Raw genomic sequence first — 19,551 nt, 5'->3', positions numbered from 1 at the left:
GGGGCGCCCCCTGGAGACAATGTGTATCGCACGCGCTGCCGTGAACGCCGGTCAGTCGTCCTTTTGACTGTCATTGGCTCCGGTTTTTGCGTTTCGATACTTCTGTTTGTTTCCGGGGGAATGAGGACGATATGTCGTACGTGGAGATGCCGGGCGCGAAGGTGCCGATCCGGATGTGGACCGACCCGGCGACGGTCGAGGAGGGCGCGCTCCAGCAGCTGCGCAACGTCTCGACCCTGCCGTGGATCAAGGGCCTGGCGGTCATGCCCGACGTGCACTACGGCAAGGGCGCGACGGTCGGCTCCGTGATCGCGATGCGGGACGCGGTGTGCCCGGCGGCGGTGGGCGTCGACATCGGCTGCGGTATGTCGGCGGTCAAGACGTCCCTGACGGCGAACGACCTGCCCGGCGACCTGTCCCGCCTCCGCTCGAAGATCGAGCAGGCGATTCCGGTGGGGCGGGGGATGCACGACAGCCCCGTCGAGCCGGGGCGCTTCCACGGGCTCGCGACGAGCGGGTGGGACGACTTCTGGGGGCGGTTCGACGGGGTCGCGGAGGCGGTCAAGTTCCGTCACGAGCGGGCCGGGAAGCAGATGGGGACGCTCGGATCCGGCAACCATTTCATTGAGTTCTGCGTGGATACGACCGGTTCCGTCTGGCTCATGCTGCACTCGGGCTCCCGCAACATCGGCAAGGAACTCGCCGAGCACCACATCGGCGTCGCCCAGGGGCTCCCGCACAACCAGGGCCTGATCGACCGCGACCTCGCGGTGTTCGTCGCGGACACCCCGCAGATGGCGGCGTACCGCAACGACCTGTTCTGGGCGCAGGAGTACGCGAAGTACAACCGCACGCTGATGATGGCGCTCTTCAAGGACGTGGTCCGCAAGGAGTTCAAGAAGGCCAAGCCGGTCTTCGAGCCGGAGATCTCCTGCCACCACAACTACGTGGCGGAGGAGCGGTACGACGGGATGGACCTGCTGGTGACCCGCAAGGGCGCGATCCGCGCGGGTTCCGGGGACTACGGGATCATCCCCGGTTCCATGGGCACGGGTTCGTACATCGTGAAGGGCCTCGGGAACGACAAGTCCTTCAACTCCGCCTCCCACGGCGCGGGCCGGCGCATGAGCCGGAACGCGGCCAAGCGGCGCTTCTCCACCAAGGATCTGGAGGAGCAGACCCGGGGCGTGGAGTGCCGCAAGGACTCCGGCGTGGTGGACGAGATCCCGGGCGCCTACAAGCCGATCGACCAGGTGATCGACCAGCAGCGCGACCTCGTGGAGGTCGTGGCGAAGCTGAAGCAGGTCGTCTGTGTGAAGGGCTGACCGGCCGGTCCGCCCCGCTCCTACGCCTCCCGGTGCACCTTCGTGTTGGAGGCCTGGGCGCGGGGGCGGACCACCAGGAGGTCGATGTTGACGTGGGCGGGGCGGGTGATCGCCCAGGTGATGGTGTCGGCGACGTCGTCGGCGGTCAGGGGGGCGGCGACGCCCTGGTAGACCTTGGCCGCCTTGTCCTGGTCGCCGGCGAAGCGGGTCAGGGCGAACTCGTCGGTCTTGACCATGCCGGGCGCGATCTCGACGACGCGGACCGGGCGGCCGACGATCTCCAGGCGCAGTGTCTCGGCGAGGACGTGTTCGGCGTGCTTGGCGGCGACGTAGCCCGCGCCGCCCTCGTAGGTGGCGAACCCGGCGGTCGAGGAGACGACGACCACCGTGCCGTCGCCGCTCGCCTCCAGCTTGGGGAGGAGGGCCTGGGTGAGGTTGAGGGTGCCGAGGACGTTGGTCTCGTACATCCGGCGCCAGTCCTCCGGGTCGCCGGTGGCCACCGGGTCGGCGCCGAGCGCGCCGCCGGCGTTGTTGACCAGGACGCCGATCGTCTTGAAGGCCGTGGCGAACTCGTCGACGGCCGCGCGGTCGGTGACGTCCAGGGGGTACGCCGTGGCCTGGTGTCCGGCGGCCTGGATCTCCTCGGCGAGCGCCTCGACGCGGTCCTTGCGGCGGGCGGTGAGGACGACCCGGTAACCCGCCGCGGCGAGCTGCCGGGCCGTTGCGGCGCCGATGCCGCTGCTCGCACCGGTGACGACGGCGATGCGCGAGGCGGCGGACGGGGCGGCTGCGGTGGCCATGGGCTGCTCCTTGATCGGTGCTGGACGTCGCCGTCCAGGGTAGTCAGCCGCCGTTGCGGGGCGCCCACATGATCACGGACATCCCGGCCAGGCAGACCAGCGCGCCGGTGATGTCCCACCGGTCGGGGCGGTAGCCGTCGGCGACCACGCCCCACAGGATCGAGCCGGCCACGAAGATGCCGCCGTACGCGGCGAGGATGCGGCCGAAGTGGGCGTCGGGCTGGAAGGTCGCGACGAAGCCGTACGCGCCGAGCGCGAGGACCCCGCCGGCCGCCCAGAGCCAGCCGCGCTGCTCGCGCACCCCCTGCCAGACCAGCCAGGCACCGCCGATCTCGAAGAGGGCGGCGACGACGAAGAGGGCGGCCGAGCGGAGGATGACCATGGCCGTCAGCTTCGCACGCCGCCGTCCGGGTCTCCGGGGCCGGCCGGATCCGACTCCGCCGCGTACGCCGTCGGCGGTACCCCGACCGTCGCCGTGAAGTCGCGCACCAGATGGGCCTGGTCGGCGTAGCCGAGCTCGGCGGCGAGGGCGGCCCAGTCGATGCCGGTGCGGGTGCCGGCGCGTTCCAGGGCCTCGTGGATGCGGTACCGGAGGATGACCCACTTCGGGCTGACGCCGACATGGGTCGCGAAGAGCCGCTGCACGGCCCGCACCGACATTCCCTCCGCCCGGGCGAAGTCGCCGACGCGGCGCACCGTGCGGTCGGAGCGGATGCGGTCGACGAGGTCCACGGCGTGGTCGGCCTGCGGGTCCGGGGCACAGTCCAGGGCGAGCAGGAAGGTGTCGAGGGCGGCTACCCGGTCCCGGTCGTCGGCGGGGGCGACGACGGCGGCGGCCGTGGCGTCCGTCACCTGGGGGAACACCTCCCGGGCGGGCAGGGCGTGCCCCGTCCATCGCGACACCGGCGTCCGCGGGGTGTACGGCCGGAATCCGCCGGGCCGGAACTTCGCCCCGCAGACCCGGCCCCGTCCGGTCAGCTTCCGGGTGTACAGGCCGAGCGCGACGCCGGTGACCTCGGCGTAGGGCGGGCCCTCGTCCTCGTCCCACTGGAAGGTGAGGTTGACGCAGGGGTGCGGTACGACGTGGGAGGCGTAGGGGGCGGGCAGGTCCCAGTCGATGAGCCAGTACCACTCGACGTACCGGCGCAGCGGCTCGGCGGGCGCGTGCCGGCGGAATCGCACGTGGTGGAGCAGCGCGGTCGGGTCGACGATCCCGCGGGTGTCGTGGCGGGGTGCCTCCATGGCCGGATCGTACGTCGCGCTTCCCCGGGTGTCGCGTTTCTTCAAGAAGGGCGGCCCCGGCCGTCCCTACGGTCGGAGCATGGACACGAACGGTGTGAAGACGTACGGCATCGGTGAGCTGCTGGCCAGGGCGCGTGAGCGGGCCGTCCCGGTGGTGCGGGGTGTTTCGGACGCGGCGCTCGGCGCTCCCACGCCCTGCGCCGAGTACGACGTGAAGTCGCTGGTCAATCACCTCTTCCAGGTGATCGAGCAGTTCCAGCGGCTGGCCCGGAAGGAGGCGTCGGACTTCGGTGAGACCCCGGACCGGGTCGCCGGGAGCCCCGAGTGGCGGGAGCGGCTGGTGGCCGAGGCGGACCGGTTGGTGGCGGCCTGGTCGGCGCCGGGTGCCGAGGAGGGGACGACCGGCGGGATGGACATGCCCGCGCGGCTGGTCGGCTCGATGGCGCTGCTCGATCTGACCGTGCACGTGTGGGACCTGGCGCGGGCGACGGGGCAGGAGTACCCGGGTGCCGACGAGGCGGTCGTGGCGGAGCTGGCGGGCGCGGTGGCGGAGCTGGCGCCGACGGCCAGGGCGATGGGCATGTTCGGGGTGCCGGTCGAGCCGGCCGAGGGCGCGTCGGGGTTCGAGCGGCTGCTCGCGGGGACGGGGCGGGATCCGTACTGGCGGTGAGGGTTCCGCACGGGGGAATAGTCCCTGGTCGTTCTCCGTTCTCCGGGTATAGTTGAAGAGTCAACAAACCGGAGGTTGAGCGACCATGCAGTTCGGCATTTTCAGCGTCGGCGACGTCACGCCCGACCCGACCACGGGCCGTACGCCGACCGAGCGTGAGCGGATCAAGGCCATGGTCGCCATCGCGCTGAAGGCCGAGGAGGTCGGGCTCGACGTGTTCGCGACCGGCGAGCACCACAACCCGCCGTTCGTCCCCTCGTCGCCCACGACCATGCTCGGCTACATCGCGGCCCGCACCGAGCGGCTGGTCCTCTCCACCTCCACCACCCTCATCACCACCAACGACCCGGTGAAGATCGCCGAGGACTTCGCGATGCTCCAGCACCTGGCCGACGGCCGGGTGGACCTGATGATGGGGCGCGGCAACACCGGACCCGTCTACCCGTGGTTCGGCAAGGACATCCGCCAGGGGATCAACCTCGCCGTCGAGAACTACGCCCTGCTCCACCGCCTGTGGCGCGAGGACACCGTGGACTGGGAGGGGCAGTTCCGCACGCCGCTCCAGGGCTTCACGTCCACGCCCCGGCCGCTGGACGGCGTCGCGCCCTTCGTCTGGCACGGCTCCATCCGCTCGCCGGAGATCGCCGAGCAGGCCGCGTACTACGGCGACGGCTTCTTCCACAACAACATCTTCTGGCCCGCCGAGCACACCAAGCGCATGGTCGAGCTGTACCGGGCCCGCTACGCCCACTACGGGCACGGCACCCCCGAGCAGGCGATCGTCGGCCTCGGCGGGCAGGTGTTCATGCGGCGGAACAGCCAGGACGCGGTGCGGGAGTTCCGGCCGTACTTCGACGTGGCGCCCGTGTACGGGCACGGCCCGTCCCTGGAGGAGTTCACCGAGCAGACGCCGCTCACGGTCGGCTCGCCGCAGCAGGTGATCGAGAAGACGCTGGCCTTCCGCGACTACGCCGGCGACTACCAGCGCCAGCTGTTCCTGATGGACCACGCCGGCCTGCCCCTGAAGACCGTCCTGGAGCAGCTCGACCTGCTCGGCGAGGAGGTCGTGCCGGTGCTGCGGAAGGAGTTCGCCAAGGACCGTCCGGCGGACGTGCCGGACGCGCCCACCCACGCGTCCCTGCTGGCCGCCGCCCGCAAGAACGCCCCCGAGGACGTCCGCGAGGAAGGAGTACGGGCATGAGGCTCGTCGTCGTCTCGGCGGGACTGAGCGTCCCGTCGTCCACCCGGCTGCTGGCCGACCGGCTGGCCGCCGCCACCGCCGGGCAGACGTCGGCGGAGGTCCGGGTGATCGAACTGCGCGACCTCGCCGTGGAGATCGCGCACCCCTTCACCAACGGTTTCCCCGCGCCGCCGCTGGCCGACGCGTTCGCCGCGGTCGCGGAGGCCGACGGGCTGATCGTGGTCACGCCGGTGTTCTCGGCGTCGTACAGCGGGCTGTTCAAGTCGTTCTTCGACGCGCTGAGCGTCACCGACGAGGACGCCCTCGCCGGGAAGCCGGTGCTGATCGGCGCGACCGGCGGTACGGCCCGGCACTCGCTGGTCCTCGATCACGCCCTGCGTCCGCTCTTCGCGTACCTGAAGGCCGTCGTCGTCCCCACCGGGGTGTACGCCGCCTCCGAGGACTGGGGCGCCGAAGGGCTCGACGGCCGGACCGCGCGGGCCGCGGGCGAGCTGGCCGCGCTGATGACGGGCCTGTCCTCGGCCGCCCGGCCGGGGCCCCGGCGCGACTCCTTCGAGGAGGTCGTGCCCTTCGAGCAGCGGCTCGCCGCGCTGCGGCCCGCCGGGTGACATCCGGGCGGTCCCGGGCGGAAGCCGGGCCCGTCCGGCCGGGGCGCCGCCGGTCTTGGCAGACTGGACGGGTGCCCCGGACTGTTCTGCTCGCCGAAGACGACCGCGCCATCCGGCACGCCCTGGAGCGCGCCCTCACCCTGGAGGGGTACCGGGTCACCGCGGTCGCCGACGGCGTCGAGGCGCTGGCGCAGGCCCACCGCGGCCGGCCCGACGTCCTGGTGCTGGACGTGATGATGCCCGGCATCGACGGCCTCCAGGTCTGCCGGGAGCTGCGCGCCGAGGGTGACGCCACCCCCATCCTGATGCTGACCGCGCTGGTGGAGACCGCCGACCGCATCGCGGGACTGGACGCGGGCGCCGACGACTACGTGGTGAAGCCCTTCGACGTCGAGGAGGTCTTCGCCCGCCTGCGCGCCCTGCTGCGGCGCACGGACCGCGCGGACCCCGCCGAGCGCGCGGAGGCCGACACCGACGACCGTGCCGCGGCGCCCGGGGAGGCTCCGGACGACCGGTACCCGCAGGCCGCCGGCCTGCGCATGGACCCGCGGGCCCGCCGCGCCTGGCGCGACGGACGCGAGCTGGAGCTGACCCGCACCGAGTTCGAACTCCTCGAACTGCTGGTCCGCAACGCGGGCACCGTGCTCGACCACTCCACGATCTACGACCGCATCTGGGGCTACGACTTCGGTCCCGGCTCCAAGAACCTCGCCGTCTACGTCGGCTACCTGCGCCGCAAGCTCGACCAGCCGGGCGCCCCGCAGCTGATCCAGACCGTGCGCGGTGTGGGTTACGTCCTGCGGGCCGACTGAGTGGGCGCCTCACCGCTCGGGCGCCGGCCCCGTCTGCTGTCGCTGCGGACCACCTTCGCGGTGTCCTTCGCGACGATCACCGCCGTCGTCACGGTCCTCGTCGGAGGGCTCTCCTACAACGCGGCGGCCCGGCTGGTCCGGGTGGACCAGGAGTCCGTCTTCGAACAGGCCGCGCGGGACCTGCGGGCCGAGGTGCGCCGGCTGCGGCTGTCGCCGGGCGACTTCTCCTCCTCGGCGCCCGGCCACGACATCGTGCGCCCCGCCCGCACCGACGTACAGGTCCTCGGGCCGGACGGCGCGGTCCTGGACCCGGCCGAGCCCCGGCTGCCGGTGACCGGCGCCGACCGGCGGGCCGCCGGTGCCGCCGAGGCCGGGCGGGTGGTCCAGCACGACGACGTCGACGTCGGCACCGACGTCTTCCGGGTGGCGACCGTCTCCCTCGGCGGCGGCCGGGGCGCGGTGCAGGTGGCGCAGGAGTTCAGCGACACCGAGGACCTGCTGCGCGCCCTGCAGCGCCGGACGCTGGTCCTGATGGCCGCGGTGGTGCTCGCCGCGGGCCTGTTCGGCTGGTGGCTGGCCCGGCGCATCACCCGGCGTCTGGTGGTCCTCACCTCCGCCGCCGAGAACGTCGCCCGCACCCGCCGGCTCGGCGTCCCGGTCCCGGTCACCGGACCCGACGAGGTGGGGCGCCTCGGCCGCGCCTTCGACCTGATGCTGGGCCGCCTCGCCCAGTCCGAGGAGGACCAGCGGCGCCTGGTCCAGGACGCCGGGCACGAGCTGCGGACACCGCTGACCTCGCTGCGGACCAACATCTCGCTGCTGCGCCGGATCGACGAACTCCCGCCCGCCGCCCGGGAGGAACTCGTGGCCGACCTGGGGCAGGAGGCCCGGGAGCTGACCGACCTGGTCAACGAACTGGTCGAGCTGGCGGCCGGCCAGTCCGCGGGCGAGCCCCCGCAGCCGGTCGACCTGGCGGACCTCGCGTACGACGTGGCGGCGCTGGCCCGGCGCCGCACCGGCCGCGAGATCGACGTACGCGTCTGCGGCGAGACCACGGCCGAGGGGCGGCCCGCGATGCTGACCCGCGCGCTCTCCAACCTGGTCGAGAACGCGGCGAAGTTCGACCCGGAGGGCACCGGCCCCATCGAGGTGGCCGTCGCCGGACCCGCCCGGCCGGGCCCGATCCGCGTCGAGGTCCTCGACCGCGGCCCCGGCATCGCCGACGCCGACCTGACCCGCGTCTTCGACCGCTTCTACCGCGCCGCCGACGCCCGCTCACGGCCCGGTTCGGGCCTCGGCCTGTCCATCGTGCGCGAGGTCGCCCTGGCCCACGGGGGCGCTCCGTTCGCGTACCGGCGGGACGGCGGCGGCACGGTGATCGGCTTCACGGTGGTCCCGTCGTCGGCGGGCGGTGCGCGGGACGCGGCGGGGGGAGCGGGCCGGCACCCCTAGGGTCCCCCCGGCCCCGCGTCGGAAGCGCTTCGGAAGCGGATCGCCGCTGGTGCCGGAAGCGGGCGTGCTGGTGCGCTGGGCCCATGCCGACGTCACCGGTGGCCCTGGGCCCCACCGCTGTCGCCGGCGCCGGCACCGGTGTCGCGGGTCCCGGTGCCGGCGCCGACGTCGGTGCTGGTGCCCGGCGCTCCCCAGGTGCGCAGGAAGGTGCCGAGGGCGGACAGGTCGGTGCGTTCGAGGTCGGCCGGGCGGATCACGACGCGCAGTTCGGGGGCGGTGGCCGGGTCCCGGCGGCAGTGCGCGGCGAAACTCTCGACGATCATGAAGAGCAGCTGGGTGCGGTCGAGTTCGACGATCCGGGCGAGGCCGGAGCCGATCAGGGGGATCGCCACCGGCTTGTACATGCCGTACCGGGCGACGGCCGGCCAGAGGGTGTCCAGGCTCGCCCGCAGGTCGGCCGGTCCGGAACGGGCGACGAGGTCGTTGCCGAGCCGGGAGTAGGCCACGGCGAAGACCCGGCGGCCGTCCACCGTGAGCGGCACGGTGGTGCCGAGCGGATAGCGGACCCGGCGGCCGCGCGGCTTGTCCTGGGGCCGCTCCGTGCGCAGCGGGGTGAGACCCCGCAGCCCGGCCTGGATCCGGTCGTCGAGGAGCTTGCGCTCGCCGCCGAACAGCCGCTGCACCAGCTGCCCCTGCACGCTGTCCCGGCTGATCACCAGGTCCTGTTCGGTGGCGGTGTCGAAGGTGTCGGTGAACCCGACCACCAGATTGGCGTCCTCCTGGTCGAACAGGTCGCCGCGCACCACCACCAGGTCTCCGGCGCCGGGGACGGGCTGACGCAGCAGTTCCTGCCCGTGCCGCTCCCGCAGCCGCGCCCGCAGCGAGCCGAGCAGTTCGGCGACGTCCTGGTCGTCCGGCCGCTCCCGGGCCATCTGCTGGGCGACCGGCAGGGCGAGGTCGTGCCGGCCCAGGTCCATCCGGCTGCGGATCAGCTGGCGGCGGGCCGTCTCGCGCAGCGCGAGCAGCCGGCGGACCAGCGGCCGGGCGAAGTCCTCGTCGCCCGCCTCGGCCAGGGGACGGCCGCGGACCAGGGCCAGCGCCGCCGCCAGCCGGTCGGCGGCCGACGCGGGCGCCGCGAGCAGCGCCGAGTTGACCAGGTCGGTGAACTCCGCGCAGTCCAGCTGCTCGGGCGTGAGCACCAGCCGGTACGCGGTCTCGGGCGCCGGTGCGGCCAGCAGCTGCTCGGTGCGCAGCACCCGGGCGCCGTCACCGTTCTGGGCGGGGTCGAGGGCGCGGCGCAGTTCGAGGACGCGCTTCTGCACCTCGTTGCGGTGCCGCCCGGACTGGTGCGGCTGCTCGCCGCCCACCGCCCACACGTCGCGGTGCAGCGTGCGGACCGGTACGGACTCTCCCTCCGCCGCCACCAGCCGGACCAGCAGCCGTGTCGTCAACGGAGTCAACCGGGCCGGTTCGCCGTCGATTTCGAGACCTGCCGGGCCCAGGACCCTCACACGGATGCGCGCCATACAAGTGGTCTCCACTCGTTTCGCCCTCTTCCGCCCAGTGGTCACGGGGGAGGTTTCGGCAGCGTATCAATTGTCCGTTTGGGGGAGTTGGGGATTCGGGCGGTTCGGGTGGCGCACCGGACGGGGTGGGATCCGACGGCGGCGGGCAAGGGTCGGCCCCCGGGACGCGTTCCGACGTGCGGGACGCGTCCCGGGGGCCGCCTGCGCCGGTCCCCCGAGCGGCGCGCGGATCCGCCGGGCTACGGCCGGCGGTGGTAGGCGGACAGGTGCTGGAACGGGTAGGTGTGGCGCCAGTCCGAACCGGTGTCGTTGACCGTGCAGCCCGCCAGCTTCAGCCGTTCCACGATCTTGCCGAGCGCCGTCCCGGAGCCGTCGAAGCGGATGACGTTGCGCCCCGCGATGTCGGCGATCGGCCGCAGGCTGCCCACCTCGACGATCAGGGTGCGCTCGGGGTACGCCATCAGCACCATGCCCAGCTCGATCAGCACGTTCGGGCGCGGCTGGCACACATGCCGGGTCTCGTACTCCGGCTCGTTGTGACCCCGCAGGTCCCGGTGGAGGCTGACGACGTCGTCCGGGGTGAGCAGCACGAGCGCCGCCTGGGCCTGCGCCGGGGCGCCGGCGACCACGTCACCGAGGAAGGGTGACGCCTGCCCGGTCGCTTGGACCAGGTCCTCCCACTCCTTGGGGCGCAGGTCGAGCCGGCGCAGCAGTTCGAACATCTCCCGCCGCACCTGGTCGTCCCGGCCGTGCACGACGAAGACGCTCCGGGCCCGGTCGGCGTCCGAGGGCATCGGCACCGCGTTGCGCCGGACGCCGTCGGCGTACGGGTGCCCGGACGGTGCGGGGTGCACCGGGGAGTTGTCGCCGAAGGTCTGGGTGCCGCCGTTGCCGACGCTCTGATTGCCCCCGAAGTTGTTGGTGCTGCCCTGGCCGAACTCGTTGCCTTGGAACTTCTGGGCGCTCATGCCGGTCGTGCCTCCCTGGTGATGCCGGAGTTGTTGCCGAAGGTCTGGGTGCCGTTGTTGCCGACGCTCTGGTTGCCGCCGAAGTTGTTGGTGCTGTTGGCCCCGAAGTTCTGCTGGAGGATGTTGGTCTGGTTCGCGTCGTGCTCGCGGGTGTCGACGTCGTGGTCGCGCAGGAAGTCACCGACGATCTGGAGCAGGTGGCGCTCGATGATCTGGATGTACTTGATCGCGTCCGACTCCTGGAAGAAGTGGTGGAAGTCGTTGCCGGGCGCCAGTTCGCGGACGCTGGTGAGCGCGCCGCAGTCCACGGAGGTGAGCGCGTAGCGGCCAAGCCGGAACTCGCTGGTGTCGTTGGGCTGGCTCACCAGGGTGCGTACGGTGTCGGTGCCGAAGCGGCTGGGCAGCCGCTCCCGCAGCGGGTTGAAGACCAGGCGCAGCAGTTCGCCGGGCGCGCTGCGGGTCACGTCCCAGGCGATGCGCAGCATGAGCCGGCCGTCGATGGTGGCGGGCAGCCGGTCGGCGAGGTGGAAGCTCTCCGGCACGGGTCCGAGCACGTAGGTGTAGAACTCGGTGTGCAGGGTGCTGCCCTTGATGTCGAAGCCGATGAACACCGAGGTGACCAGTTCCTGTTGCCAGGCGCCGATGCGGATGCACAGGTACTCGCGCCGCGCGTCGTAGTCCTCCCGCCAGTGCTCGTCGCCGACCTCGGGGTCGGGCACGTCCAGGAGTACGGCGACGGAGTCGCCGCCCTCGGCCGTCCGGACCGCCTTGGTGAACCTGCGCCGGTCGACGGAGAGCAGCTGGATCCGGTCGCTGGGCGCGGGCTTGTCGCGCAGCTCGGCGAGCATCTGCTCGCTGACGCGCCCGGTGATGTCCTCGACGGTGAACGGGATGATCGGCTTGCGCTCGGCCGGGGCGTGGTCACCCGCGCCGTCGACCGGGCCGTGCTGGGCGGGGAAGTGCCCGTTGAGCAGCCCGCCCGGGCCGGTGAGCACACCGTTGCGGGACACCGGGGCGCCCAGCAGCAGCTCGGCGTTGGCCCAGCGGCGGATGGAGCTTCCGGCGCCGACGAACGGCTTGTAGCCGCCGTAGTAGACCGTGTCGGAGGCCTGCTGCCGGTTGATCTTGCCGACCAGCTCCGGGGTGAAGCGCGTGGTCATCGGATAGGCGCCGTCGAATCCCGGGCGGCCCTCCGACGCCGGCGCGAGGTGCTCGGCGAGGGTCTGGAGGATGGCCAGGCGGCGCAGGAACATCGTGGCCCAGGCGACCCAGAAGAACAGCAGCGCCGCACCGAGCCCGCTCAGCAGCCCCGTGGCGAGCAGCAGTACGACGACGGCGGTGCCCGCGCCGAGGGCGGCCAGCTGGTTGCGGCGCAGGTTGTGGGCGGCGAGGGCGTGCGCGAGCACGGGGGCGGCGTCGTAGCCGTAGGAGGGGGCCACCATCCGGTAGGAGTGGGTCAGCAGCTCCCGGATCACCGCCTTGCGGTAGACGGGGTCGAGGTAGGTGCCGGCGCAGAGCAGGCGGGTGACGTTGCTGGTCGCGTCCGGGGGCGGCGGGGCGGCGTGGGTGGTCATGGTCCTCAGTTCCCTTCCCGCATGTCCGCTGCGGTGATGACGCCGTCGCTCACCGTGTAGGTGCCCTCGAAGGTGGCCGAGGTGCCGTCGGTGTTCCAGGCCACGACGGTGACGGACACCTCGTCGCCGGTCGTCGAGTCCACGGTGACGTCGTCGCGGTCGGTCGTCTCGAAGCCGGCGACGAAGTGGTCGTAGTCCGGGTCGAGGTTCTTGCCGCCCAGCTCCCAGGCGGTCGCGAAGTCGCGGTTGTTGATGGCCTCGAAGTACGCGGTCACCGTCGCCTCCGGCCCGTCCCCGTCGGTGAGGGCGGAGTCGTCGGAGGGGTCGTCCGCCGGGTCGTCGGTGGCGGTGCCGTCCGTGCCGTCGCCGTACGGGTCGTACGGGTCGTCGGTCGTGCCGTCGCCCCACAGGCCGGTGTCGTCGCCGGTCGTGCCGCCGGAGCCGTCGGGGCTGGTGCCGTCGTCGTACGTGCCGTCGTCGTAGGTGTCGCTGTCGGAGGTCCCGTCGTCCGAGGTGCCGGAACCCCAGTCGGGCAGTGCTCCGCTGCCGTAGAAGTCGTCGGTGGCGGGGGCCCCGTCGTCGCGGCCGGCCGTGGCGAGCACGACGGCCAGCACGACTATGAGGACGAACGGGATCGCGATGACGGTCAGGGCCTGGTTGCGTATCTGGCCGGGCGTGAGTGCGAGGCTCGGTGCCGGGTAGGAACCACGGGCGCCGGGCGGAACGCGGGTATTACTCATCTGTCACCTCATTGCCGCCGGTATCCGGACGGGCGGATACGGCACGCGCCCCGAGTGGGCCGATGTGCCTTGTGCATCGACCGATCCGATCAGGGACGGCGCTTCCGGATCCAGATTTCCGGCGTTCCGATGCGCTTCCGATCGGCTTCCGGTATGGGGGAGGCGGGTGCTCCGACCTGGAGGGAATATACCCCCGGGGGGTATGGTTGACGCAGACGACCGAGATCCACCGAGCGAAGGGGAGAACGCCATGGATCACGTGGCCCACCACGCGTCCTGGGGGACCGCCGCCAGGGCGACGCTGCACTGCCTGACCGGCTGTGCCGTCGGCGAGATCCTCGGCATGGTCATCGGTACCGCCCTGGCCTGGGGAAACGCGCCGACCATGGCGCTGGCGATCGCGCTCGCGTTCCTCTTCGGCTACTCCTTCACCCTGTTCTCGGTGGTGCGGGCAGGCCTCGACCTCAGGTCCGCGGTCAAGGTCGCGCTGGCCGCCGACACCGTCTCCATCGCGGTGATGGAGCTGGTCGACAACGGGATCATCGCCCTCACGCCGGGCGCCATGGACGCCCACCTGTCGGACGGCCTGTTCTGGGGCGCCCTGCTCGGCGGGCTCGCCGTCGCCTTCGTGCTCACCACGCCGGTCAACAAGTGGATGATCGGCCGCGGCAAGGGGCACGCCGTCGCGCACGCCCACGCCCACCACTGAGCCGCGCACGCCCACCACCGAGTGGCCCTCGCACGGCCGCCCGGCGGCGCGTCACAGGTCCGCCGCGTCCATCACGTCCATCACGTCCGTCATGTCGAACGCGCCCGGGGCGGCCGACTCGTCCTCGGCGGCCGACGCGCCCGGTGGCTCGCCGCCGAGGCGCTGTTCGGACCAGATGGTCTTGCCGTGGCGGCCGTGCCGGACGCCCCAGCGCGTGCTGAGCCGCATGACGATGTACAGGCCCCGGCCCCCCTCGTCGCTCTCCCGCGCGCGGCGCACGTGGGGGCTGGCGCTGTTGGTGTCCGTGACCTCGGTCAGCAGCCGGCCCCGGTCGTGGATGAGCCGCAGCCGCACCGGTCCTTCGCCGTACCGGATGGCGTTGGTGACGAGTTCGCTGACGACGAGTCCGGTGGTGAAGGCCGCCTCGTCCAGCTCCCAGGCGGCGAGCTGCCGGTCCACCAGACGGCGGGCCGTGGACACGACGGAGGCGTCGGAGGGCAGCGTCCAGTCGGCGACCTGGTCGGCGGAGAGCGCGTGGGTGCGGGCCAGCAGCAGGACGGCGTCGTCGTGGCGGGAGGGCGCCATGCGGTAGACGGCGGTGTCGCACAGCTCCTGGAGCGGCCGGGTGGTGGAGGCGAGGATGTGTTCGAGGCGGCGGGGGCCCGAGGCGCGGTCGTGGCCGTCGCCGACGAGCAGGCCGTTGGTGTAGTGGGCGAGCAGGCTGCCCGGCTCCAGCTCCACCACGGCGGGCGTGCACACGTGTCCGCCGCCCGCCCCCAGCGGCGGTCCCTGGGGGACGTCCACGGCCCGGGGGGACCCGTCGGGGTCGACGATCACCGGTGCGGGGTGCCCGGCGCGGACCATCGTGCACTGCCGGGAGACCGGGTTGTAGACGGTGACCGCGCAGGTCGCCACCTCGGTCCCCGCCCCCTTCGAGGCGTCCGCGAGCTGGGCGGCCACCTCGTCCAGGCGGGTCAGCAACTCGTCCGTCTCCAGGTCCTGGAGGGCGAGGGTGCGCAGGGCCAGGCGGAGCTGCCCCATGGTGGCCGCCGCCTCGATGCCGTGGCCGACGACGTCCCCGACGACGAGGGCCACGCGGGTGCCGGACAGGGGGACGACGTCGAACCAGTCGCCGCCCGCGCTCTCGGGAAGGTAGACGTGCGCGGTCTCCACCGCCGAGAGGCCGGGGATCCGGCCCGGCTGGAGCGTGCGCTGGAGGGCGGCGGCGACGGTGTGCTCGCGCCGGTAGCTGCACGCGTTGTCGAGGTGCACCGACGCGGTGAACGCCGCCTGCCGGGCCACGTCCAGGTCGGCCTCCTCGAAGGGGTCGGTGCGGTGCCGGTACAGCGTCAGCAGCCCGAGCACGGTGTCCCGCGCGGTCAGCGGGGCCACGATCATGGAGTGCACGCCCGTCCTGAGCAGCGGCGCGAAGCCGTCCGGGTCGGCCGCGAGCCACGGTTCACGGGCCGAGACCCGCACCAGCCGGGCCCGCAGATCGTTGAGGGCCTGCGTGTACGGGGTGGGGAAGGGGAAGCGCCGGCTCTCCCCCCGCTTCCTGCTCACGTCGGCGGTCGGGGGAGCGAAGGCCACCCGGCGCAGCGGCACCCCCGGCGGCGGGGGACCGGCCGGGCGGGCGGATCCCGCGCCGCCGTCGTCCAGCAGGTCGACGGTGGCCACGTCGGCGAAGGCGGGCACCAGCGCCCGTACCAGCTCGTCGGCGGTGGCCCGCTCCTCCAGTGTGGAGCCGACGCCCGCGTGTACCGCGCTCAGGACCGCCAGCCGGTCCGCGTCGGCCTGCCGCTCGGTCACGTCCTCGACCACGCAGACCAGCCCGGGCCGGCCGTCGCCGGGGGTCTCCAGCGGGAAGAGGGACACCTCCAGGGCGAGGCTCCGGTGCGCGCCGGACAGGGAACGCCCGCGAACCAGCCGGCCCCGCAGCGGTTCGCCGGTCGCGAGCACCTCGTCGATCAGGGACCTCAGCTCGCCCGGCTCGAACCCCGACGCGAAGTCGTCGATGCCGTGCCCGATGACGTCCTCGGCGCGCAGGTCCCGCACCGAGCGGCCGGTGGGGTTGTAGCGGGTGACCTTCAGCTCCGGGTCGAAGACGAACAGACCCTGGGGAGAGTTGGCGAACAGCGCGTTGAGCACCGCGGTGTCGCCGATGGGATCGCCTGTCACGCGAGCTCCCTTCGCGGGGCGGCTCCCTGGGCGGGTCGGCCCCTTGGCGGATCTCCCCCTCACCTTCTCGCATCGGCCCCGTACGGCAACTCGGCCGGACCCGTCACCCGTCCCACGTCAGCCCCCACCGCATCACCCGGTCGCCCCGTCACCACATCGCCTGGTCACCCCGTCACCACGTCTCCGAGTCATCGGGCACCCCGGCCCGCCCCCGCCCCCGTCCCCCAGCCCGGTCCGCCCCGGCCCGGCGCAGCCGCGTCGCCAGCAGCGGAAGCAGCAGTACGGAGATCATCGCGGCGCCGACCAGGGAAGCCGCCTCGTCGGAGCCGATGAGCCGCTGGTCCACCCCGATGGTCGTGATCGCCACCACCAGCGGCAGACACGTGGAGGCGAACAGGGCCAGCGCGGCCCGGTCCGGCCGCCCGAGGTCCTTGGGGGCCAGCACATACACCGGTACGCCGCGCACCAGCAGGACCAGCAGCAGGAATCCCGGTACGAGCAGCAGGGCGCCCGGGTCGTGGAGCAGCGCGTCCAGGTCGAACTCGATGCCGGTGACGACGTAGAACAGCGGCACGAGGAAGCCGAACCCCATGGCCTCCACCTTGCCGAGGACCTCCCCGCTGCTGTCGGGCGCCGCCCGGTGCAGGACGAGGCGGGTGAGGACGCCGGCCGCGAAGGCGCCCAGCAGCACGTCGAGCCCGAAGACCTCGGCGAGGCCCAGCATGCAGGCCAGCAGCAGCATCACGAACCGCACGGCGAACTGGGCGCTGCTGTGCAGGGTCCGTTCGGTCAGCCGGCCGAACCAGGGCGGCCGCGGACGCAGCGCCCAGAAGACGGCGAGCGCCGTGACCGCCCCGAACGCGGCGAGCAGCGCGGCCGACTCGGCCGGCCGGCGCCCGCTGAGCAGCAGCGCCACGGCGACCACGGGCCCGAACTCGCCGACCGCCCCGAACGCCGACACCACCGTCCCGAACCGCCCGCGCAGCTCCCCGCGGTCCCGCAGCATCGGCAGTACGGTGCCGAGCGCCGTACTGGTCAGCGCGGTACCGATGACGAACGCCTCGAACACGTCCCCGCCGCTGATCAGAAGGGCCAGACCGATCCCGAGGACCAGCGACAGCAGCCAGGACCGCACGGAGCGGCGCAGCGTGTCCCCGCGCACCGCCGCGAAGTCGATCTCGTACCCGGCCAGGAAGATCAGCATCGACAGCCCCAGATCGGCGAGCGTGTCGACGACCTCGTCGGGCCGCGCCCACCCGAGCACGTCCGGCCCGACCAGGATCCCCAGCCCGATCTCGAAGATCACCAGCGGCACCCGCACCCGTCGCCCGGTGGCGTACACGAGCAGCGGGGCCAGCACGGCGATGCCCATGATCAGCACGAGCGTGCCCGGATGGGTCATGTCTCCCTCACCGGCGGAGTGCGGAGGCCGGCCGTACGACGGCCCGCTGCCAGCCTCGCCCGGCGGACGGGCGCGGACTACCGCATGTACTCCGTCGGAGGGTTCTCCGCGGCCGGGGTCTCCTCCGCCGGGGTCTGCGCGGGCGGGGGAGCCGACTCCGGCAGGCGTCCCCGGAGGGTCGCGGCGAAGTCCTCCGCCCGGCGCAGCTGGACGCGCAGCTTCTCGACCTGCTCGGTGGCCGCCTCTTCGTACCCGCGGACACGGTCCACCAGCGCCTCGCGCTCACCCGCGTCCAGCGGGTCGCCGCTGTCCAGGCGGTCGGTGGCGGAGAGCAGGTCGCGCATCTGGTCCAGGGTGAAGCCGAGCGGCTTCATCCGGCGGATGACCATGAGCCGGGCGACGTCCTGCTCGGTGTAGAGACGGAAGCCGCCCTGGGAGCGGGCGGAGGGGATGACCAGCCCGGTGTCCTCGTAGTGCCGGATGGTGCGCAGGGACAGCTCGGTCCGCTCGGCGACTTCACCGATCTGCATGTGCCTGTCGTCCACGCCCTGTGACCTGGCCCTTCGTGTCATGGCGGGCGGCGCCCGCCATGGACCTCGCCCATCTCTACCCTAACGTCAGGGTAGAGTTGTGGTCGGTGAGGGCGGCCCGGCCGCTCCCGCACCGCTGTCTCCGGGACCGATGACGCCCCCGGCGAAGAGCCGATTCTCGCAGCCGCCCGGCCCCGCACGCCCCTTCCGCACACCCCGGTCCCGCACGGGGTGTGCCCGAGCACGACAGGTACGTATCTCCTTGTCTTCTGCCGCTGTCAGCCCCGCCGCGCGGCTGCGCGCCCTCAAGCCCGACTGGCTGAACGACCCCCGGGTCTGGCGCACCGAGGTCCTCGGCGGGCTGGTCGTCGCCCTGGCGCTGATCCCGGAGGCGATCTCCTTCTCGATCATCGCCGGGGTCGATCCGGCCATCGGGCTGTTCGCCTCGTTCACGATGGCCGTCACCATCTCGATCGTCGGCGGTCGCCGCGCGATGATCTCCGCGGCGACCGGTGCGGTCGCCCTGGTCATCGCCCCCGTGAACCGCGAACACGGCCTGGGGTACCTGGTCGCCACCGTCATCCTGGCCGGCGTCTTCCAGATCGTCCTCGGTGCCGTGGGCGTCGCCAGGCTCATGCGCTTCGTCCCCCGCTCGGTCATGACCGGCTTCGTCAACGCCCTCGCGATCCTGATCTTCATGGCGCAGGTGCCGGAGATGCGCGACGTGCCCTGGCCGGTCTACCCCCTGATCATCGGCGGGCTCGCGCTGATGGTGTTCTTCCCGAGGATCACCCGGGTCGTCCCGGCGCCCCTGGTCTCCATCGTCATCCTCACCGTGATCACCGTGGCCGCCGGGATCGCCGTGCCCACCGTGGGGGACAAGGGCGAACTGCCCTCCTCGCTTCCGGTGCCCGGCCTGCCGGACGTGCCCTTCACCCCGGACACCCTGACCACCATCGCCCCGTACGCCCTCGCCATGGCGCTGGTCGGCCTGATGGAGTCCCTGATGACCGCCCAGCTGGTCGACGAGATCACCGACACCCGCTCCTCCAAGACCCGCGAGTCCGTCGGCCAGGGCGTCGCCAACATCGTCACCGGCTTCTTCGGCGGCATGGGCGGCTGCGCCATGATCGGCCAGACGATGATCAACGTGAAGGTGTCCGGCGCCCGCACCCGCCTCTCCACCTTCCTCGCGGGCGCCTTCCTGATGGTGCTGTGCGTCGTCTTCGGCCCGGTCGTCTCCGACATCCCCATGGCCGCCCTGGTCGCCGTCATGGTCATGGTCGCGTTCGGCACCTTCGACTGGCACTCCGTCTCGCCGAAGACCCTCAAGCGGATGCCGGCCGGGGAGATCGCCGTCATGGCCCTCACCGTGGCCGTCGTGGTCGCCACCCACAACCTCGCGATCGGCGTCGTCGTCGGCACGGTCACGGCCATGGTCGTCTTCGCCCGGCGCGTGGCCCACCTCGCCCACGTCACCGCCGTCACCGACCCCGACGGAACCCAGGTCGTCTACGCCGTCACGGGCGAGCTCTTCTTCGCGTCCTCCAACGACCTCGTCGACCGCTTCGACTACGCGGGCGACCCCGACGACGTCGTCATCGACCTCTCCGCCGCCCACATCTGGGACGCCTCCTCGGTCGCCGCCCTCGACACCGTCGAATCCCGCTACGCCCGGCGCGGCAAGACCGTCCGGATCACCGGCCTGAACACCCCGAGCGCCGACCTGCACGGCAGGCTCACGGGTGAACCGGCGGGCGGCCACTGACGCGTAGACGCCCGCCATGGCCGGCACTGCCGGGGACCGCGTCTGG

Annotated in this window: 18 protein-coding genes; 8 read left to right on the top strand and 10 right to left on the bottom strand. The window is 72.7% G+C overall.

The features are described from left to right. Positions 1-131: 131 nt before the first annotated feature. Entirely contained in the window at positions 132-1,325 is a 1,194-nt protein-coding gene (locus tag ACZ67M_RS16275; protein ID WP_385803460.1) for an RtcB family protein, read from the top strand. Positions 1,326-1,345: 20 nt separating this feature from the next. Here the strand turns inward: ACZ67M_RS16275 and ACZ67M_RS16270 are convergent, their stop codons facing one another. The 3 genes from ACZ67M_RS16270 to ACZ67M_RS16260 are packed head-to-tail and all read right to left on the bottom strand — an operon-like array spanning position 1,346 to position 3,367. Further along, positions 1,346-2,125 carry an SDR family NAD(P)-dependent oxidoreductase gene (locus tag ACZ67M_RS16270; protein ID WP_122615576.1) on the bottom strand — a complete coding sequence of 260 codons (780 nt, stop codon included), beginning with the start codon at positions 2,123-2,125 and terminating at the stop codon, positions 1,346-1,348. Positions 2,126-2,168: 43 nt separating this feature from the next. Continuing rightward, entirely contained in the window at positions 2,169-2,507 is a 339-nt protein-coding gene (locus ACZ67M_RS16265) for a YnfA family protein (RefSeq protein ID WP_361353452.1), read from the bottom strand. 5 nt (positions 2,508-2,512) lie between these two features. After that, positions 2,513-3,367, bottom strand: a complete 855-nt coding sequence (locus ACZ67M_RS16260; protein ID WP_469851301.1) for a DUF6597 domain-containing transcriptional factor — start codon at positions 3,365-3,367, stop codon at positions 2,513-2,515. A gap of 79 nt (positions 3,368-3,446) precedes the next feature. Here ACZ67M_RS16260 and ACZ67M_RS16255 point away from each other — a divergent pair, with 79 nt between their 5' ends. The 5 genes from ACZ67M_RS16255 to ACZ67M_RS16235 all read left to right on the top strand — a co-directional run bounded on the left by ACZ67M_RS16255 (position 3,447) and on the right by ACZ67M_RS16235 (position 8,110). Beyond that, on the top strand, positions 3,447-4,037 hold the full coding sequence (locus ACZ67M_RS16255) for a TIGR03086 family metal-binding protein (RefSeq protein ID WP_469851299.1): 591 nt from the start codon (positions 3,447-3,449) through the stop codon (positions 4,035-4,037). Between the two features lie 85 nt (positions 4,038-4,122). Then, positions 4,123-5,238, top strand: a complete 1,116-nt coding sequence (locus ACZ67M_RS16250) for an LLM class flavin-dependent oxidoreductase (protein WP_467320070.1) — start codon at positions 4,123-4,125, stop codon at positions 5,236-5,238. Further along, positions 5,235-5,846, top strand: coding sequence for an FMN reductase (locus ACZ67M_RS16245; protein WP_469851298.1), 612 nt, complete (start codon positions 5,235-5,237; stop codon positions 5,844-5,846). Before ACZ67M_RS16250 ends, ACZ67M_RS16245 begins: the two co-directional genes overlap by 4 nt. A gap of 71 nt (positions 5,847-5,917) precedes the next feature. Beyond that, positions 5,918-6,658 carry a response regulator transcription factor gene (locus tag ACZ67M_RS16240; RefSeq protein WP_361353437.1) on the top strand — a complete coding sequence of 247 codons (741 nt, stop codon included), beginning with the start codon at positions 5,918-5,920 and terminating at the stop codon, positions 6,656-6,658. Beyond that, on the top strand, positions 6,659-8,110 hold the full coding sequence (locus tag ACZ67M_RS16235) for a sensor histidine kinase (protein ID WP_469851296.1): 1,452 nt from the start codon (positions 6,659-6,661) through the stop codon (positions 8,108-8,110). It begins immediately after the preceding gene. Between the two features lie 92 nt (positions 8,111-8,202). Here ACZ67M_RS16235 and ACZ67M_RS16230 read toward each other — a convergent pair whose 3' ends face one another. From ACZ67M_RS16230 to ACZ67M_RS16215, 4 genes are all read right to left on the bottom strand, one after another. Further along, positions 8,203-9,636, bottom strand: a complete 1,434-nt coding sequence (locus ACZ67M_RS16230) for a macro domain-containing protein (protein ID WP_392009545.1) — start codon at positions 9,634-9,636, stop codon at positions 8,203-8,205. 239 nt (positions 9,637-9,875) lie between these two features. Further along, positions 9,876-10,604, bottom strand: a complete 729-nt coding sequence (locus ACZ67M_RS16225; RefSeq protein WP_361353428.1) for a nucleotide-binding protein — start codon at positions 10,602-10,604, stop codon at positions 9,876-9,878. Then, complete coding sequence (locus ACZ67M_RS16220) at positions 10,601-12,178, bottom strand: hypothetical protein (protein WP_392009548.1); 1,578 nt, start codon at positions 12,176-12,178, stop codon at positions 10,601-10,603. The genes ACZ67M_RS16225 and ACZ67M_RS16220 overlap by 4 nt, the downstream gene beginning before the upstream one ends. Positions 12,179-12,183: 5 nt before the next feature. Next, complete coding sequence (locus tag ACZ67M_RS16215) at positions 12,184-12,918, bottom strand: hypothetical protein (RefSeq protein WP_469851294.1); 735 nt, start codon at positions 12,916-12,918, stop codon at positions 12,184-12,186. A gap of 250 nt (positions 12,919-13,168) precedes the next feature. Between ACZ67M_RS16215 and ACZ67M_RS16210 the strand changes: the two genes are divergently transcribed. Then, the gene (locus ACZ67M_RS16210) at positions 13,169-13,627 is read left to right on the top strand and encodes a DUF4396 domain-containing protein (RefSeq protein WP_392009553.1); all 459 of its coding nucleotides are present in this window, start codon (positions 13,169-13,171) and stop codon (positions 13,625-13,627) included. A 51-nt stretch (positions 13,628-13,678) separates the two neighbouring features. On the opposite strand, the gene ACZ67M_RS16205 is transcribed toward ACZ67M_RS16210, so the two are convergent. From ACZ67M_RS16205 to ACZ67M_RS16195, 3 genes are all read right to left on the bottom strand, one after another. Continuing rightward, positions 13,679-15,805: an ATP-binding SpoIIE family protein phosphatase gene (locus ACZ67M_RS16205; RefSeq protein WP_469851292.1), complete on the bottom strand. Its 2,127-nt coding sequence runs from the start codon at positions 15,803-15,805 to the stop codon at positions 13,679-13,681. A gap of 172 nt (positions 15,806-15,977) precedes the next feature. After that, the gene (locus ACZ67M_RS16200) at positions 15,978-17,207 is read right to left on the bottom strand and encodes a cation:proton antiporter (RefSeq protein WP_469851290.1); all 1,230 of its coding nucleotides are present in this window, start codon (positions 17,205-17,207) and stop codon (positions 15,978-15,980) included. A 77-nt stretch (positions 17,208-17,284) separates the two neighbouring features. Then, positions 17,285-17,752: a MerR family transcriptional regulator gene (locus ACZ67M_RS16195; RefSeq protein ID WP_361353410.1), complete on the bottom strand. Its 468-nt coding sequence runs from the start codon at positions 17,750-17,752 to the stop codon at positions 17,285-17,287. Positions 17,753-17,999: 247 nt separating this feature from the next. Here ACZ67M_RS16195 and ACZ67M_RS16190 point away from each other — a divergent pair, with 247 nt between their 5' ends. Continuing rightward, entirely contained in the window at positions 18,000-19,505 is a 1,506-nt protein-coding gene (locus ACZ67M_RS16190) for a SulP family inorganic anion transporter (protein WP_450732417.1), read from the top strand. Positions 19,506-19,551 lie beyond the last annotated feature (46 nt).

This window comes from Streptomyces sp. NPDC107500, assembly GCF_055582785.1.
Note: the sequence above shows the minus strand (reverse complement) of the source record. Positions and strands in the feature narration are given on the sequence as shown.

What these genes read in the sequence shown, in the direction of transcription:
- ACZ67M_RS16200 (WP_469851290.1), bottom strand. Translation starts at nt 17,207, where the DNA reads ATGACCCATCCGGGCACGCTCGTGCTGATCATGGGCATCGCCGTGCTG.
- ACZ67M_RS16230 (WP_392009545.1), bottom strand. Translation starts at nt 9,636, where the DNA reads ATGGCGCGCATCCGTGTGAGGGTCCTGGGCCCGGCAGGTCTCGAAATC.
- ACZ67M_RS16255 (WP_469851299.1), top strand. Translation starts at nt 3,447, where the DNA reads ATGGACACGAACGGTGTGAAGACGTACGGCATCGGTGAGCTGCTGGCC.
- ACZ67M_RS16215 (WP_469851294.1), bottom strand. Translation starts at nt 12,918, where the DNA reads ATGAGTAATACCCGCGTTCCGCCCGGCGCCCGTGGTTCCTACCCGGCA.
- ACZ67M_RS16250 (WP_467320070.1), top strand. Translation starts at nt 4,123, where the DNA reads ATGCAGTTCGGCATTTTCAGCGTCGGCGACGTCACGCCCGACCCGACC.
- ACZ67M_RS16270 (WP_122615576.1), bottom strand. Translation starts at nt 2,125, where the DNA reads ATGGCCACCGCAGCCGCCCCGTCCGCCGCCTCGCGCATCGCCGTCGTC.
- ACZ67M_RS16265 (WP_361353452.1), bottom strand. Translation starts at nt 2,507, where the DNA reads ATGGTCATCCTCCGCTCGGCCGCCCTCTTCGTCGTCGCCGCCCTCTTC.
- ACZ67M_RS16260 (WP_469851301.1), bottom strand. Translation starts at nt 3,367, where the DNA reads ATGGAGGCACCCCGCCACGACACCCGCGGGATCGTCGACCCGACCGCG.
- ACZ67M_RS16220 (WP_392009548.1), bottom strand. Translation starts at nt 12,178, where the DNA reads ATGACCACCCACGCCGCCCCGCCGCCCCCGGACGCGACCAGCAACGTC.
- ACZ67M_RS16245 (WP_469851298.1), top strand. Translation starts at nt 5,235, where the DNA reads ATGAGGCTCGTCGTCGTCTCGGCGGGACTGAGCGTCCCGTCGTCCACC.
- ACZ67M_RS16275 (WP_385803460.1), top strand. Translation starts at nt 132, where the DNA reads ATGTCGTACGTGGAGATGCCGGGCGCGAAGGTGCCGATCCGGATGTGG.
- ACZ67M_RS16210 (WP_392009553.1), top strand. Translation starts at nt 13,169, where the DNA reads ATGGATCACGTGGCCCACCACGCGTCCTGGGGGACCGCCGCCAGGGCG.
- ACZ67M_RS16225 (WP_361353428.1), bottom strand. Translation starts at nt 10,604, where the DNA reads ATGAGCGCCCAGAAGTTCCAAGGCAACGAGTTCGGCCAGGGCAGCACC.